The following is a 15,664-nucleotide window of genomic DNA, read 5'->3' as shown; positions in this document are numbered from 1 at the left end:
ATAGTTATTGCTTAGTCTTTTTAGCTTCAAGGGCTTTTCTGGCTTTATCAGCAGAGGATTCACCTTTTTCCTTTGTTGGGTTATTCATGCAAGAGGTGACGTAAGCATTAACTTGATCAAGCTGATAAACATATTTTCGGTCGCTAAAGTAAATCTTTGTTAATATGCCTTCGGCATTTAACTTATCCAATACCGTGCGACCAAGACCCGTTATTTTTTGTACTTGGGAAGATGAAATAACTTTCCCCAATGCGCCTAATTCTTCTAAATTCATAATTTTCCCTAAGGTGGGGCGAACCCCACCACAAGTTTATTATTGGTATTCGTCTTTCATGTCGTTCAGCGTCAGGCTGAATGAATCGAACAACTCATCGCCAAGCTTGCGTTTGTTGGCATTTAGAAATTGAAAAACCTTTTCGAAAGCTGCTTTAGCTTCTGGTGAGCTACCAGCAGGCAGGCTGTTAATTTGTGCCTCAAGGTTGTTATTTGCATCGATGCGGTGATAGGCCTGAACCGCTTTGTTTTTCAATTCTGTGAAAAGTGCGGTACCAAGTGATGATTTGAGCTCATCAATTTGTAATCGAATTTCTTTAACTTCATCCAGTGTTGAAGCATCAGTAATTGATTGGCGCAATAATTCAGGGTTAAAACCATCATCAACAATTTCACCAGTGATTACGTTGCTGTCGTCGCTGGTGGCTTCGTGATGCTGTTCAGGCTCATTTTTCTGAGTGATTTCATTGAGGCTTACGCGTTCTTTGGGTGGTGTAACATCTTTGATGGTACGCTCTTCAAGTTCATCTGGCGTATAAACTCCCATAATCACCTCAGGGCAATACAGGCGAGACCAGTATTTAACAGCCAAGTAAGCAATTTGTTGCTTCGGCATAGTTTTCCATAGTGGGGAATTTCGGGTTTGCACATCGGCTAAGTAAACAGGTTCACCGTACGTAATTTCTGTTTCACCTCTGAGAACTGCACCAACACGAATATATAAACCTGATTCGTCACGATTTTCTTTTATGCCTACAATCTTTTCCCAGTCACCGCCGTATTCGTAATGGAAGCGACCTGTAACAACGTTTGAACTAGTGATCACCGCATTTACCAGCTGAGCTTCATAACCTAGCGTGCCATTAATTAAATGAGTTTTTTGGCCTACTACAAATGGGTCCATTCCCCAGCGAGACGCTTGCATTGTGATAGCCAAGCAATCGGCAGGTTTTCCCTGTAAATGTTTTGGCACCGTTGCGGTACCAGATGCCATTAAATCAGCAACACGGATAACACAATTCATTGCTTCAGTATTAAAAAGGAGTGACATGTTATTCATGACACTGGTTTGCGGTTGGTTACTTAAAGCGACTTCTGACATGATGATTACCTCTAAATTGATAAACGCCACGCAGTGAGCAGGGCGCTAGAATTGATTAAGCTTCTAATTGAAGTTCTTCTAACTTGCGTGTTTCAAAGTCAGTAAGATTGATAGTGAGTGTTTCGGTGACTGGGGCAGGCCATACACCAGTATTCATTGAATTATTGATATCGCGTAGCGTCTTTTTGTACTCCAAGCGGCCTAGTTCTAATAACTCTGGCGATGCCTCAACGATTGCAACCCAGTGGTAATTTTCATCTTTGTTAACGAATATCCAGAAGAACTGGTCTAGCATTGCTATATCGCAGTACATGGCAGCACTTACATGGTAATCACGGTTAATTATTTCTTTGCGTATCATTGCGGCTATAGCATCCTGCTTGTATCGACCTAATGAAACTGATTTAAGGTCGAAGCCAACTCTGAGATTTTCGTCATACTGGATCTCTAAGTCAGGACGTACGCGAACTTCTAAGCCTGTATCATCGTCGATACCGTAATAACTAACTTCAACTGCACGGTTAGGGTGAGTTACCAGCTTACCAGCCTCTGGATGGTCAAATACGGCTTGCTGCATTGCTTTACCCAAGCGGTACTGATCACCTGTAATGCGAATGCGTGATTCATCAGCTAACCATGCGCTAGTTAATTCATCAGCAAATATTGCGTTAGGGTTAACAGCTTTGATTGATGCTGCTAATTCATCTTTCTTACCTGATTTTTTAAGAGGTTCAGGCTTGCTGAGTTCCTTAGCCCATAAGTTCTCATCGATAAAGTACAGATCATGGAGTAAAGAATCACGGCTACCGGATGTTTTAAATGGTGCTGGCAGTGTTGCGTTAAACTCTTTAATGCATGCTTTCATTGCTGCGGCTGTGTGTTTATCTGATTCAGGTATCTTTCTGAATTCATCAGGTAAATCAGCATACAGTCCGCCGATTTCCTCTACTGAACCAGATAACGGTAATGGTGCTGGTAGTGTTGCGTTATGAGCTTCGATTATTGCTTTTAGCTCATCAGTGCTGCGCGGTTGAGGTAAACCAGCATTATATTCATCAATCCACTTACTCATTGAGTCCGTATTAGTAAATGCACCAGCGGGAATAGTAGGCGCTAGGCTAAATTCATCTTCAACCTTTTCAGGCTCTAAAACTAAGGTGTGAAATAAGCTACCAAAGTCTAAGGCCTCTGAACGCTCACGCTGAATAACCTTACTGATGTGACGGCGTTCGAAGTACATCAAGCTGATACGGCCATCTTTCAACATTGTGCTGCTAATGCCGTTTGATGAATGGTAATCATCATTTGAAATATCGGTATAACGCCCAGGTTCAAAATATGGTGGTACCAAATGCAATGAACATTCTTGCATAACTTCTGGCTCGACATTACCAGTTTGTTTATCTTCACTGTCGTGAATAATCACATCAGGTTTGGTAGGTTCGATTGCTTCATCTTTATCGGGAGAAATCAAAGACTGAAAGTATTTTTTTCGGTCAATATTAGAACGGAATTTATCAGGGTTCTTAATGACATGAATGTAAGCATTGATAATGTCGTTATTGTGCAGAAACATCAGCTTTGGCGTTGATGTGGTGGTAATGCTTAATTCAAAGGCCACTTTCTCGAACGGTTCAAACTCTTCGCTGGTGGCTGTTTTGTTTAAGTGATTAGCTAGCTTATCAATATTTTCAGGCGTGTTAATGTCATTGGCCATTAAGATTGCGCTAACAATGTTGCTTAATTTGCGTTGGTCAAATTGCTCTTGTTCTTGATTGCTCATTAGATAATTCCTTGTCGGTTTGAATTGCTATCCAAGTGACGAAAGCCCACTCGATACCATCTTTAAAGTTTATGAACTCTTGTCTTTTTCCACGTACGATAAATACGTGGAAACCATTTTCGATAAAAAACATCATTTCAATCACCTTCTTGATAAACAAATTGTTTATTTTTGTGGTGTGAAAAAAATCCAGCCAAAACAGCTAGATTGATTAATATTGTCACTGTCCAATCTCGCATTCCGATTTTAACGGGTTAGCTAAGACATTCTGCGGCTCACAGAATTTAGGAGTGTGATAGCCGTTCTGTATTGTTAAAGAGCGTTAACCTTGCGGGTTAATATGAGATAAAGAATAAACCATAAACGACAGTTGTCAACTGTTAAAAACAATAAAATAACCAAATTGTTTATCTTTTTTGTGAATAAAAAAGCCAGCTCGAGGCTGGCTATAAATATAATGCTTTGTTTTACTTTTCGTTTTTACTAATTATGAACTCAATAAAGTCTTGTATCTTTTCTTTTTCATTTTCTGGCAATGCCGCAAACTTTTTATGGTCGTAGTGTAAAACGTCTTCATCATCTTTAGACATGAGTAGTTCGTATGGTTTACGGCCTAGTGCGTCCGCAATTGCCGCAACACTGTCAACGGTAGCGCTGGACTCATTCTTGATAATACGGTTTACAGTTGCTTGGCCTAAACCGGATTTAACTGATAACTGGGCCTGTGATTTAAAACCGTCAATCATCATATACGTAGTGATGTTATCACCAAGTATGCGCCCAATATCGGTGGGCTGGCGGGCTAATTCATCGGCAATCTGTTCAGCTGGCACATTCAAGTGATCCTTATCCATGTAGTATTTCGGCAACTTGGTAAGGTGCTCAATCTTTCTGGCAATAGGATCGCTAAGCGAACGATGGCTTTTCATGTCAGAGGACATTAAATAACGAGAAATGACGTTAGGAGCGCAACCCAATGCTGTAGCTAAGCTCTTTTGCTTCCCTTCATAATGCTTTTCTATAACGAATACCAGATTGTCTCTCCTGATATCTTGGATGCTTTTCACGGTGTCTTTCCTTTGTGTGTATTTCGTTCGATATTGTTTATTCTGTTTATCTATTAAATATCAAATTAACCATGGAGGTAAATTCCCAATTTGTTTATCATTGTTGCAATCAATGGCTAATGTTTATCTTTTTGGGTGGTTAATATGGCATTTATAGACTTCAAAACATTTTGGAATGGTCTATCTAAACGTGAGCGCCAGCAATTTGCAGATAGCGCAAACCTGACCGTTCAGTATATTTCTATTCATCTGCGCTATTGCAGTCGTAGCGTATCATTACAGACGGCTAAGCGGTTGCAGAAAGCTCTTAACTCATTCGGCATAGAGCTAACGTTAGACCAAATAGCAGACAAATTTATGAAGTAAATCACACTAGGCCGCGAAAGCGGTCTTTTTTTGATTAGTGAGATAAACAATTGATCATTTATGGTTGATTTATTTTTTAAGAGTGTATAATCTTACTGCACACATAACTGTAATAGAGGTTTTTCAATGAAAGTTATTAGTAGAAAAGAGGCGGCAACTAATGGGCTGTCTCGCTTTTATACGGGTAAAGCCTGTGTGCATGGGCATGTTGCGGAGCGCTTTGTAAGTAATGGTGTTTGTGTTGAATGTGCTGCTAAGCATGCTGCAAATTACCGTGAAAGTGTTAATAGCATTCTCAAGCAGGCAAGAGAAATGAGGGCGTGTCAATGAGTAAAAAACGAATTGGCCTAACAAAGAAAATACGCTTTGAGGTTTTTAAACGCGATGGGTTTACCTGTCAATACTGTGGTGATTCTGCGCCAAAGGTAGTGCTCAATGTTGATCATATCATTCCAGTTAGTGCTGGTGGTGATAACAACATGATGAATTTGATAACTTCCTGCTTTGATTGCAACCAAGGAAAAAGAGACAGATTAATAAGTGATGATTCACTCATTACTAAACAGTTGTCGCAAGTAAAAGAAGTTAGTGATAAGCGCGAACAGTTACTAATGATGCTTGCGTGGCGTGATGAGCTAATCAAATTTACGGAAGAGCAGGAATTAATTGTTATCCAAAAAATTGAAGAACTGATACCCGGTAAAGTAATAACTGAAAGTGGTAAGAAAACTGTTAAGAAGTGGCTATCAAAGTATACCGCAGAAGAAATTATAACCGCAGCAGATTTATCAGCGGAGCAAAAGTTAGATGTTGAAATTACAGCGGAAAGCGCTAGTGAGTTTTTCTCTTATATACCAAGAATAGCATCGATGAGAAGAAACCCTCCTGAATATGCAAGGCTTTATTACGTAAGAGGAATACTAAGAAATCGCGTACATGTAAATGAAAATGTAGTTATGGGGCTACTAAAGGATTGGGTTGATAGTGGGCTTGAAATTGATGACTTGGAAGAGCTAGCTAAAACAGTTCGTTCATGGACTCAATTTAGAGAAACTGTAGAGACGTTTACACATGAAAACAGTTCAGGGGGTTGATATGGCTCGCATAAGAACCATTAAGCCGACTTTTTGGACTGATGAGGACATGGCTGACATTTCAGAGGCGGCATGTTTACTGGCGATTGGTTTATTAAATTATGCAGATGATGAAGGATATTTCAATGCTAATCCAAAACTCATTAAAGCCGCTGTTTTTCCTATACGGGAGACCTCCGGTAGCATTCCTACACTACTACAGGAGCTTTCCAACTGTGGTTATATTAGCTTATTTTCTGCTCAAGATGGTAAGCGTTATGGACTGATAAATAATTTCACAAAACATCAGGTCGTTAATAAGAAAACCACCAGTAAAATCAAAGAACTAAACCTACTACCGGAAAACTACGGTAGTGATACCGGAGGGCTACCTTTAGGAAAGGAAGGGAAAGGAAATATAAAACCTCTCTCTAATACGCGCGAGGATAATTTTCAATCTAATCCGAATGCCAATAATTCTATCTTGAATGGTCGTGTTCCAGCTGGTGGTTTTGGTGTGAATGACAAATTTGTGATGTATCACGGCTGGGAACCTGATCAGGACTTTAAGCAAAAGGCCGCGTACTGGGGAACGATACTCAAAGAGCCGTTACAGCCTCATGAGCTAGCCGAGTTTATAACTTACTGGGGGGCAGAGGGAAAAGCCAAAACACACGAGCAATGGGAACTAGCCCTTGCTAACGGCTTGAAACGTAGTCGATTGAAAAATGAAAAGGTGGTGAAAAATGGGACAGGTCAGAGAGCTAAGATCGATAGCCAATTCGCAGGAAAGCCAAAAGCGATGCAGGAATTCTTACAGCACGTCCTCGATGAATACGGGCAAGACGCTGTTGACGCTTTGGTTGAAGATGATCGAAATCTACGGCGACAAATGGAAGAACAAGAATGGCACGGAACCGTCATTGATGTGGAAGCAAGCGCTAAGCGCATTGAGTGATCAGCAGCTGGACGGATTATTTAAATTCTGTATCGACCGTTGCATGAATGGTAATCCATGGCCACCAGAGTTATCAGATGTGATTGTCGCGTTATCTGGTGAAGCGGCTAAGCATAATCCGTTTGGGCTTGATCCTGACGAACAGCTAAGAGATTTTCTAACCTACTGCGCTAAGCGCAATAACTACCAGAGTGCTGAAATGTATCCATTCAAACACCCGGTTCAGCACTGGATGTTTACAGACCTCAGAACGAAGATGATTGACCTAAGGCTAACTGAGGTTGAATGTGAGAAGCGACTAGACAAAATGCTATCACAATGGACTGAGCGAGTTAGAAAGGGCGAAAAGGTGCCAGAGCCAACACTAACACTTACAGACAAATCAAAACCCCGTCCTGCGTGGATGGATATAATTGAAAAAGATAAACAACGAACGCAATAAGATTCAAAGGTCATCAAAATCGCTAGCAGGATTAACATACAGGCATTTTTGATATGCAGGATGATAAATCCCATAGGTTGAATGTAAAAATCAAATGTAGAGCGTTACAGAGCGTTTTAAAGGGTGGTAAGAAAATCAATTCTTACTGATTTTTTATGGTTGAAAAGATAAACAAATTGTTTATATTAACCGTATGGGTTAATCGAATTCGAGGTAATGGTTATGTTATTTCAGGATAGAGTGATTGAGGTACTCAAATCAAGCAAGAGCATGTCGATTAAAGGCCTGCGAGCACACTTTGAAAGCAATGGCGTTAAGGCTTCGTACAACACAGTTAAGTTCGCGTTAGGGCAACTTGAATACTTTGATGTTATTTCGTTAGTAACCGTTGAAGAAGACGGCGTGAGAGCGTTTGGCTACAAGCTGAATGACAACTACGAAGTTGGATTAACGAGACAAGCAAACAGCGGCCAACGCCACAAGGTAAGGGCTAGCAAGCCAAGCAAACCCAAGAAACCAGTCGTTCCTGTTGTGGTGCCTGAATATGGCCCATGGTGCCAAACGGGTGAACCAGCACGCTTGCACCTCATGTTTAATGAATTACTGGCGAAGCCTAGGGCGAAGCGTATTAAGCGGGGCTTGGCGGTATGAGAATCCTTGAATATCCAATTGTGCCAGTGCCTAAGCCACGCATGACGAAGAGCGACAAATGGAAAAAGCGGCCTGAAACAGCACGCTACTGGGCGTTTAAGGATGAAGTCAGATTGCGCGGGCTAACGCTTCCTGAGTGCGATTATCACGTCATTTTTACAGTACCTATGCCGCAATCGTGGAGCAAGAAAAAAAGAGCTTCCATGAATGGACAACCACACCAACAGCGACCCGATAAGGACAACTTTGAAAAGGCGTTATTAGATGCAGTGTTTGGTGAAGATAGCCATGTATGGGACGGCAGAGCATCAAAGCTTTGGGGTGAGGTAGGGAAGATAACGGTAAGGTTACCAGAAAAATCGACAATTCATGAACTTATTACCATTGGGTAAATAAGTGATTGAAATTACTAAATTAGAAATGAATAAGGTAATTAATTATGAAACTGAAAGTTAATCGTGGAACGTTGCTAGCTGTCATGGAATGTATGGCTGTTCGTGATGTGCGTTATTACATCAATGGCATTTGTTTTCTACCCGATGGGAAGGTGGCAGGAACTAACGGGCATATGCTTGCTTATGGGTATCATGATAATGAAATTACTGACCAAGTGATTTTGTCTGTTGGAAAATTGCCCTCCAAGAGCTTTGAATACGCTGTATTCGACACAGAAGAAGAGATTGTAAAGCTTCATTCAGAGTCTGGATTTGTTGTTGGTGTTGGGCTGTGTAGTGTTATCGATGGTCGCTACCCAAACATTAATCACCTTATCGAATCTACCGCAAAGAAAGATGAAAAATTACCGTCTGTTCTGTGCCTGAATTCTGGCTATTTATCCAAGTTGGAAAAGGTAGCTAAGTTCGTTAATCCACGCATGCCAGCGTATGAAATCAGAGTTAAATCAGCCACTGATGCTGTGGTGTGCGAGGTTAAAAATCCACATGATGAGCGTGTTACTGTGATGATCATGCCGATGAGATTGTAATCATGGCAACTATCGACGCAATTAGGCTGTGCTACGACATTCTTGACGGCTCTGTATCGCCTGAAAATATCTCATCTCAAGAAGTGTATGCAATTTGCACTTACCTTGATGATGTTGTTCGTGAAAACCTTGCATTCACTCAACAAAAGCCTGTGGCATTCATGGATAGTGAAGGTGAGGTGATTAGTGCAGTTAAGTCAGAATTTGAACAGCTAACGGGCGGTAATCACGTTGGCTTCGATATTCCGTTAATTCAACTAAACAAGCAATCGTGACATGTCACGCGAGGTAAATTAATCATGCTAAAAACTTACTTAATATTCGTCGTGTTCTGGTGCGTGTTCGCCGTAGCTGTGGGGATGTTATTCAATGGCTAAATCACCAGCAGAGCGCAAAGCAGCGCAACGTAAACGCCAGCGTGATGCTGGCTTGGTTACTCCGCAGTGGCAAGTTGAAGCCGAAGAGCACGAAATGATTAAGCGTAATTGTGCTTTGCGTAGACCAGGTCGCGAACCGTACGATGAATCAGAATATATTCAAATGCTCATACGTAACGATGATGCACGGCTCAAGCGTGAGATTGCGGAGCTATCAAAGCGGTGCTGTAGTAAGTGTGGTGAGCGGCTACCAGTAGCTAATTGCTGCCTATCTGGTGCCGCTGAATGCTGGAATACTAAAGGGTGGCACGAGCTTAAATTGAAAATAATGTAAATTTTCTAACGTATTATAGCTAGGTGTTATAATTTATTTTTTCACGGTAATCATGATATATATCTATTGTTGGACCACCGTCTTCATCATCCCATCTAGAATAGAAGTAATCTTCATTTGTCAGGTCTAGTATGGCCCTACATATACCTTCCATTGACCATAACGGTAGAGGCCTATCAATCCTTGCTGCAACTTTGGACTCCATTTCATCAAGAAACGGTAAACATTTCTGTATTCTATTATCAAAATCGCTAACAAATAAGTTGTATGTTTTTAGCTCATATAAAAGCGTTGGTATTGATTCATTACTTACTTCTCTACAAGGAAAGTAATGGTTCATTAACTGAACCAACGTATCTGAGTTTAATTCTAACTTTTTGAACTCGGTGCTCTCAACTTCATTCTCATGTGTGTACTCGTCTTTCATCTTTTTTATACGTGAGAACTGTTCATCGGCAAGCTCTATTAGGGCGCTTAATTGGCTAAATGTTCGTCTCATATGTCTAGGTGCATCAGATTCATTTTTATAGAGAGTTTGATGACTGATAGCGGCCCATGTATGCATCAACATGGTTCTTATTTGTATTTCAAACTTTAAATCACCTAGATTGTTATAAATGGGATTTTGCAACCAATTATCTTTAAATATAGCGATGAAGTGACTTGATGAATACCCAAATTTATCAACTTCAGATTCCTCTTTTTTGTCGGAGGATGATAAGACCTTAAAGTTTTCATTAATTAATTTTCTGAGTTTTTGTAGGTCTGATTCGTAATAACAAATAACTCTCAGTCCACAAATATCTTCTATATCACTTAAGGTTTTGTAGTCTGACTTTCTTTGTAGTTTTTCTTTGAATGAGTTTTCGTCCTTTAATCTTGCTTCAATTGAAAATATTTCAATGTCTTCATTCCGTAATAATGACTCTATAGAATGCTTCGCTTGTATTAGCAAGCTTTGATATAAATGTTTATTTTCTTTGTATTCTTCTATTAAGCTACCCATGCAATAAACTCCAGTATTCATTTTAAATACTATTATATTTATATATAAATTAATTGAAATATAGTTATATTTACATGTGTTAATGTTTATCCTGTGGTTTGATGTTTATCTTTTTTGTGGTCATAATAACCGTAGAGGTGATGATTATGACCACAAAGAAACCACGTAAGCCACCAGCCAGAAAACCTACACCGCTTAACGCTCAAATGGAGCGCTTCTGTCAGGAATATATCAAAGCCCCTGATAATCAAACTGATGCAGCTTTAGCGGCAGGCTATGCCGCAGGTAGTGCATGTAAGCGTGCATCGCAGCTTATGAAAGACCAGCGAATTATCGACCGTATCGCACAGCTCATGCAGCAGCGTAACAAGCGCAAGAAGCTAGACGCTGACAGTGTGTTAGAGCGACTGGTTAATATGCTTGATGCTGATATTGCCGACATACTCACTAATACGGGCGACATTAAGCCAATAAAAGATTGGCCTGCAGTATGGCGCAAAAGCATTTCTGCATTTGAAATAGCCGTCATTGATGAAAAGGTTACCGTTAAGAAAGTCAAACTGTTAGATAAGCTGCGCGTGCTTGAAATGGTCGGTAAGCACGTAGACGTTAATGCATTCCGTGAGCGCTATCAGGTTGATGTGACTATTTCCCTTGCTGATAGGCTGGCAGCAGCCCGTAAGCGCGCCGCTGGTGGTGAGTCATGATTGAAACCATGTCGCCAGAGGAACAACTGATTAACGATATCGGCATGTTTACGCATGACCCGTTAAGTTATGCGTTATACGCATTTCCTTGGGGTGAAGCTGGTACCGAACTTGAAAATGCTAATGGGCCTCGTCAATGGCAAGCGGAAGCGCTTAACGAAATAGGCGAACATCTACGCAATCCTGAGACGCGCCACCAGCCGCTACAGCTTGCTAGGGCATCAGGTCACGGTATCGGTAAATCTGCTTTCATATCGATGATTATCAAGTGGGGCATGGACACCTGCGAAGATTGCAAAGTCGTTGTTACTGCCAACACCGAAAACCAGCTACGAACTAAAACATGGCCAGAAATTGCGAAGTGGCAGCGCCTATCTATCACCAAGGACTGGTTTACCTGCACCAAAACAGCTATCTATTCAAATGACCCTAATCACGCTAACGCATGGCGTGCTGATGCTGTGCCGTGGTCAGAGAACAACACAGAGGCATTCGCAGGGTTACATAACCAAGGCAAGCGCATCATTCTAATTTTTGATGAAGCTTCTAACATTGCGGATCTGGTGTGGGAAGTAGCAGAGGGTGCATTGACGGATGAAAACACAGAAATCATTTGGATAGCCTTTGGTAACCCGACACGTAATACTGGGCGTTTCCGTGAGTGTTTCCGTAAGTTTAAGCACCGCTGGAAAACCAAGCAGATTGATAGTCGTACGGTTGAAGGCACGAACAAAGAACAGATTGATAAATGGATTCAAGACTACGGTGTTGATGATGACTTTGTTAAGGTGCGTGTTCGCGGTATTTTCCCATCTACATCTGAAAAACAATTCATACCTACTGGCTTAACTGATGCAGCAATGAAGCGCACAGTAACACAGGCCGAAGTATCACATGCACCAATTATCATAGGTGTTGACCCAGCATATTCTGGTGATGATGATGCGGTTATTTATTTGCGCCAAGGGTTACACAGCAAATGCCTATGGACCGGTAGTAAAACTATTGATGATGTGATCATGGCTAAGCGCATTGCCGACTATGAGGATCAGTACGGTGCTGATGCTGTTCATATCGACTTTGGTTACGGTACGGGAATTCAATCTGTTGGTATGAATTGGGGGCGCAATTGGCAGCTTGTGCAATTCAATAGTGCTTCGACTGACCCGCAAATGCGGAATAAACGCGGTGAGATGTACAATAATGTTAAGTCATGGCTCAAAATAGGTGGGGCTATTGACGATCAAGAAGTAGCCGAAGATTTATCAACCCCAGAGTACAAGGTAGAGTTAAGCGGTAAAATACTATTAGAATCAAAGGATGATATTAAAAAACGCATTGGACGCTCACCCGGTAAAGGTGATGCGCTAGCGTTAACATTTGCTTACCCAGTCACCAAAAAAGAACGCCACAACATTTCTATATCTAATCATGGTAGTCACGTTGTTAGTGATGCTGATTACGATCCATATGCCTAGATAACAGGCAAAAAAAAATGCCCTCACAGCGAGGGCAAATGTAAGCAAAGGAAAGTCACTTGATAACGGGCAAAGGAATATCCGACTAACGACCGATAACCAAAATGTATATCTTGGTTTTATATTTGTCAAATAAGATATACAATAAATCATAAAGTATATTATTGTTTATTTTGTCGAGGTGTTATATGTGCGTAAACAGCTTAATTGGCACTCCTAAGATTAAAACCCCTCCACCAGTTCAGGCTGCGCCACAAGAACAGGACCAGGCTGTAGTAGGTTCGCGTGATGAAGAACTACGCCGCCGCCGTGCTGCCGCTGGTCGTAAGTCAACATTGCTAACAGGTGCGCAGGGTACAACCAATGCAGCATCTACCAGCGGTAAAACGCTACTTGGTCAGTAACCTAACGGGGGCGGTATGAGTTTAAAGCAGGATTTATTAAAACAACTCTCACAGCTTAAGAATGAGCGCCAATCATTTGAGCCTCACTGGAAAGAGCTTGCAGAGTATACGCGCCCTCGTAGCACTCGTTTTAACACATTAGAAGTAAATCGCGGAGATAGACGTAACACGAAAATAATCGACCAAGAAGCGGCTAAATCAGAGCGTACTTTATCAAGTGGCATGATGTCAGGGATAACTAGCCCTGCCCGTAAGTGGTTCCGTTTGGCTACGCCAGACCCTGACATGATGAATTATAGCCCTGTAAAAATGTGGCTTGAAGTCGTTGAGCAGCGCATGAATGAAGTGTTCAACCGCTCAAACATTTATCAATCACTACCCCAAACTTATTCCGATATTGGTACCTTTGCCACCAGCGCACTAGCTGTACTGGAAGATAACGAGCGAGTTATTCGCACTGTACCTTTTCCTATTGGTAGCTATTACATAGCGAATGGTCCTGACTTAACCGTAGATACCTGTTTCCGTGAATTCAGCATGACAGTGCGTCAACTGGTTATGGAGTTCGGCTTAGACAATGTGAGTGAGCAGGTTAAAAGCCTATGGGATTCTAGCAACTATAGCCAGTGGATTACTGTTATTCATTCAGTATACCCGAATTTAAATCGTATCAGCGGCAAGATGGACGCTAAGAACAAGCTATTTAAATCCGTTTACTTTGAAATGGGCGGTGATAGTGAACGCGTTCTACGCGAATCTGGCTTTGATGAGTTCCCTATTATGGCGCCACGTTGGGAAGTGAACGGTGAGGACGTCTACGGCTCATCGTGCCCCGGTATGATTGCATTGGGTAGCGTGAAAGCATTGCAGTTATTACAGCGCCGCAAAGCACAGCAGATTGATAAAGTGACCAATCCACCTATGCAAGCACCTGCCTCAATTAAGAATCAGCGCATTTCTCTTGTGCCGGGTGGAATAACTTACTTACCAATGGCTGGCGCTGACCAGATGATTAAACCGATATTTCAAGTGCAAGCCGACATTAACGGCTTGATTGCTGATATTGGTGATACTCGTAATCAAATCAAAGAAGCTTATTTCTCTGACCTTTTCATGATGATGGCTAACGTTAATACACGTTCAATGCCCGTCGAGGCAGTAATTGAAATGCGTGAAGAAAAGCTACTCATGTTAGGGCCTGTATTACAGCGCTTGGATTCTGAACTACTCGACAAGTTAATTAATCGTACGTTCGCAATCATGGCGCGTAAAAACCTATTACCCGTGCCACCAGAAGAAATGCAGGGTATGCAGCTTAAGGTTGAATACATTTCTGTCATGGCACAGGCGCAGAAATCAGTTGGCGTTAGCAGTATTGAGCGTTTTGTTGGCTTCGTTGGTGGTCTGGCAAATATGAAGCCAGAAGCACTAGACAAGCTGAACACTGACGAAATGATTGATAACTACGCTGAATCAATCGGCGTTTCACCAACTATCGTTTCATCCAATGACCAAGTAGCCGCCATTCGCCAGCAACGTGCAGAGCAACAACAGCAGATGCAACAAATGCAAATGGCGCAAGAGGCTATTTCTGGTGCTCAGGCGCTTGGCAATACACCTATGGACGATAACAGCGCCTTAGCTGCGCTTGCTGGTGGTGGTCAATGACACAGTTTGACGATCTGACAGAAGAGGAAAAAGCAGCGGCTAAGGCTGAGTTGGAGCTTAAAGACCAGCTTAGAAAAGAACGTGAAGACGATGATTTAAAACAGGTAATGAGCACTGAATATGGTCGTCGTTTTGTTTGGAAAATTCTATCTGCGAGTGGGGTTTTCCATTCGTCTTTCTCATCCGATCCCTATAGCACTTATTTTAAAGAGGGCGCCAGAAATAGAGGGTTGGAGTTATTTAATAGTGTACTGAGTGTTTGCCCTGATCTCTATTTGGTCATGGCAGAAGAAGCCAAAGAACAGGAGAACAATCAATGAATTTATTTCAACGCTTGGTGTTTCGTCGCCTTTGTAATGAGGTTTCAGTTGATGGTGGCGAGGGTGCAGCTGCGACAACCACAGAAACTACAGCGGTTAAAACTGAAACATCAACAACAGGTGATCAGACTACGACTACTGGTACAGAAACTGACAAGGCTAATGATACGTCCAGTACTAAGCAGGAAGGTGATGACAAGAAGCCTGTAAGCACCGCACCTGAAAAGTATGAGTTTACGGCTGGTGAAGGTCAGGAGCTGGATAAAGAAGCGGTAGCGGCGTTTGAACCTATCGCCCGTGAGCTTGGTTTAAGCAACGAGCAGGCGCAAAAGATTGTTGATGTGTACGGCTCTACGATCATGCCGCAACTGGTTAAGCAGCAAGCTGATGAATGGCAGAAGCAGATAACTGGTTGGGCTGAAACCGTCAAAGCAGATAAGGACGGACTTGGTTCTGATGAATCGATTGGTAACGCGCAAAAGGCATTGGATCAGTTCGGTTCGCCTGAGCTTAAAAGTTATTTAGTTGAAACAGGCTTAGGTAATCATCCTGAGCTTGTCCGTGTTTTTTCAAAGATTGGCAAAGCCATGTCAGAAGATGGTTTTGTTAGTGGCAGCAGTGAAAACGCTCGCAGTGCTGCGGATGTTCTTTTTGGTGATAGCAAATAAGG

General features: G+C 41.9%; 22 protein-coding genes. 16 read left to right on the top strand and 6 right to left on the bottom strand.

Annotated elements, in window-relative coordinates; translation table 11 throughout:
* Positions 1 to 4 precede the first annotated feature (4 nt).
* From PR767_RS08370 to PR767_RS08350, 5 genes are all read right to left on the bottom strand, one after another.
* Positions 5 to 274 (bottom strand): hypothetical protein, encoded by a 270-nt coding sequence (locus tag PR767_RS08370; RefSeq protein WP_272520149.1) that lies wholly within the window; start codon positions 272 to 274, stop codon positions 5 to 7.
* A gap of 39 nt (positions 275 to 313) precedes the next feature.
* A complete protein-coding gene (locus PR767_RS08365) occupies positions 314 to 1,375 on the bottom strand; it encodes a RecT family recombinase (protein ID WP_272520148.1) in 1,062 nt (353 codons plus the stop codon).
* 55 nt (positions 1,376 to 1,430) lie between these two features.
* Complete coding sequence (locus tag PR767_RS08360; RefSeq protein ID WP_272520147.1) at positions 1,431 to 3,158, bottom strand: PD-(D/E)XK nuclease-like domain-containing protein; 1,728 nt, start codon at positions 3,156 to 3,158, stop codon at positions 1,431 to 1,433.
* Positions 3,130 to 3,294 (bottom strand): hypothetical protein, encoded by a 165-nt coding sequence (locus PR767_RS08355; protein ID WP_172767124.1) that lies wholly within the window; start codon positions 3,292 to 3,294, stop codon positions 3,130 to 3,132. Before PR767_RS08355 ends, PR767_RS08360 begins: the two co-directional genes overlap by 29 nt.
* A gap of 331 nt (positions 3,295 to 3,625) precedes the next feature.
* Positions 3,626 to 4,225 carry a helix-turn-helix domain-containing protein gene (locus PR767_RS08350; RefSeq protein ID WP_272520146.1) on the bottom strand — a complete coding sequence of 200 codons (600 nt, stop codon included), beginning with the start codon at positions 4,223 to 4,225 and terminating at the stop codon, positions 3,626 to 3,628.
* A gap of 144 nt (positions 4,226 to 4,369) precedes the next feature.
* On the opposite strand from PR767_RS08350, the gene PR767_RS08345 reads away from it, so the two are divergent.
* The 10 genes from PR767_RS08345 to PR767_RS08300 all read left to right on the top strand — a co-directional run bounded on the left by PR767_RS08345 (position 4,370) and on the right by PR767_RS08300 (position 9,411).
* The gene (locus tag PR767_RS08345; protein WP_272520145.1) at positions 4,370 to 4,591 is read left to right on the top strand and encodes a hypothetical protein; all 222 of its coding nucleotides are present in this window, start codon (positions 4,370 to 4,372) and stop codon (positions 4,589 to 4,591) included.
* Positions 4,592 to 4,717: 126 nt separating this feature from the next.
* Positions 4,718 to 4,921, top strand: a complete 204-nt coding sequence (locus tag PR767_RS08340) for a hypothetical protein (RefSeq protein WP_061063966.1) — start codon at positions 4,718 to 4,720, stop codon at positions 4,919 to 4,921.
* Complete coding sequence (locus tag PR767_RS08335) at positions 4,918 to 5,685, top strand: HNH endonuclease (RefSeq protein WP_272520144.1); 768 nt, start codon at positions 4,918 to 4,920, stop codon at positions 5,683 to 5,685. Before PR767_RS08340 ends, PR767_RS08335 begins: the two co-directional genes overlap by 4 nt.
* 1 nt (position 5,686) lies before the next feature.
* Positions 5,687 to 6,622, top strand: coding sequence for a DnaT-like ssDNA-binding domain-containing protein (locus tag PR767_RS08330; RefSeq protein WP_272520143.1), 936 nt, complete (start codon positions 5,687 to 5,689; stop codon positions 6,620 to 6,622).
* Positions 6,591 to 7,064: a replication protein P gene (locus PR767_RS08325; RefSeq protein ID WP_272520179.1), complete on the top strand. Its 474-nt coding sequence runs from the start codon at positions 6,591 to 6,593 to the stop codon at positions 7,062 to 7,064. Before PR767_RS08330 ends, PR767_RS08325 begins: the two co-directional genes overlap by 32 nt.
* 270 nt (positions 7,065 to 7,334) lie before the next feature.
* Positions 7,335 to 7,715, top strand: coding sequence for a hypothetical protein (locus PR767_RS08320; RefSeq protein ID WP_272520142.1), 381 nt, complete (start codon positions 7,335 to 7,337; stop codon positions 7,713 to 7,715).
* Positions 7,712 to 8,107: a RusA family crossover junction endodeoxyribonuclease gene (locus PR767_RS08315; protein ID WP_272520141.1), complete on the top strand. Its 396-nt coding sequence runs from the start codon at positions 7,712 to 7,714 to the stop codon at positions 8,105 to 8,107. Before PR767_RS08320 ends, PR767_RS08315 begins: the two co-directional genes overlap by 4 nt.
* 47 nt (positions 8,108 to 8,154) lie before the next feature.
* On the top strand, positions 8,155 to 8,700 hold the full coding sequence (locus PR767_RS08310) for a hypothetical protein (RefSeq protein ID WP_272520140.1): 546 nt from the start codon (positions 8,155 to 8,157) through the stop codon (positions 8,698 to 8,700).
* 2 nt (positions 8,701 to 8,702) lie between these two features.
* Complete coding sequence (locus tag PR767_RS08305) at positions 8,703 to 8,975, top strand: hypothetical protein (protein WP_272520139.1); 273 nt, start codon at positions 8,703 to 8,705, stop codon at positions 8,973 to 8,975.
* A gap of 94 nt (positions 8,976 to 9,069) precedes the next feature.
* Positions 9,070 to 9,411, top strand: coding sequence for a hypothetical protein (locus PR767_RS08300; RefSeq protein ID WP_272520138.1), 342 nt, complete (start codon positions 9,070 to 9,072; stop codon positions 9,409 to 9,411).
* 19 nt (positions 9,412 to 9,430) lie between these two features.
* Here the strand turns inward: PR767_RS08300 and PR767_RS08295 are convergent, their stop codons facing one another.
* The gene (locus PR767_RS08295) at positions 9,431 to 10,417 is read right to left on the bottom strand and encodes a GTP pyrophosphokinase (protein WP_272520137.1); all 987 of its coding nucleotides are present in this window, start codon (positions 10,415 to 10,417) and stop codon (positions 9,431 to 9,433) included.
* 146 nt (positions 10,418 to 10,563) lie between these two features.
* Here PR767_RS08295 and PR767_RS08290 point away from each other — a divergent pair, with 146 nt between their 5' ends.
* The 6 genes from PR767_RS08290 to PR767_RS08265 all read left to right on the top strand — a co-directional run bounded on the left by PR767_RS08290 (position 10,564) and on the right by PR767_RS08265 (position 15,662).
* Positions 10,564 to 11,124: a terminase small subunit gene (locus PR767_RS08290; RefSeq protein WP_442959801.1), complete on the top strand. Its 561-nt coding sequence runs from the start codon at positions 10,564 to 10,566 to the stop codon at positions 11,122 to 11,124.
* Complete coding sequence (locus tag PR767_RS08285; protein ID WP_272520135.1) at positions 11,121 to 12,602, top strand: terminase; 1,482 nt, start codon at positions 11,121 to 11,123, stop codon at positions 12,600 to 12,602. Before PR767_RS08290 ends, PR767_RS08285 begins: the two co-directional genes overlap by 4 nt.
* 188 nt (positions 12,603 to 12,790) lie before the next feature.
* Positions 12,791 to 13,006 carry a hypothetical protein gene (locus tag PR767_RS08280; RefSeq protein WP_272520134.1) on the top strand — a complete coding sequence of 72 codons (216 nt, stop codon included), beginning with the start codon at positions 12,791 to 12,793 and terminating at the stop codon, positions 13,004 to 13,006.
* A gap of 15 nt (positions 13,007 to 13,021) precedes the next feature.
* Entirely contained in the window at positions 13,022 to 14,674 is a 1,653-nt protein-coding gene (locus PR767_RS08275) for a portal protein (protein WP_272520133.1), read from the top strand.
* A complete protein-coding gene (locus PR767_RS08270) occupies positions 14,671 to 14,994 on the top strand; it encodes a Bbp19 family protein (protein WP_272520132.1) in 324 nt (107 codons plus the stop codon). Before PR767_RS08275 ends, PR767_RS08270 begins: the two co-directional genes overlap by 4 nt.
* A complete protein-coding gene (locus PR767_RS08265) occupies positions 14,991 to 15,662 on the top strand; it encodes a peptidase (protein ID WP_272520131.1) in 672 nt (223 codons plus the stop codon). The genes PR767_RS08270 and PR767_RS08265 overlap by 4 nt, the downstream gene beginning before the upstream one ends.
* Positions 15,663 to 15,664: the final 2 nt, after the last annotated feature.

This window comes from Providencia sp. PROV223, assembly GCF_028479245.1.
GTDB lineage: Bacteria > Pseudomonadota > Gammaproteobacteria > Enterobacterales > Enterobacteriaceae > Providencia > Providencia rettgeri.
Note: the sequence above shows the minus strand (reverse complement) of the source record. Positions and strands in the feature narration are given on the sequence as shown.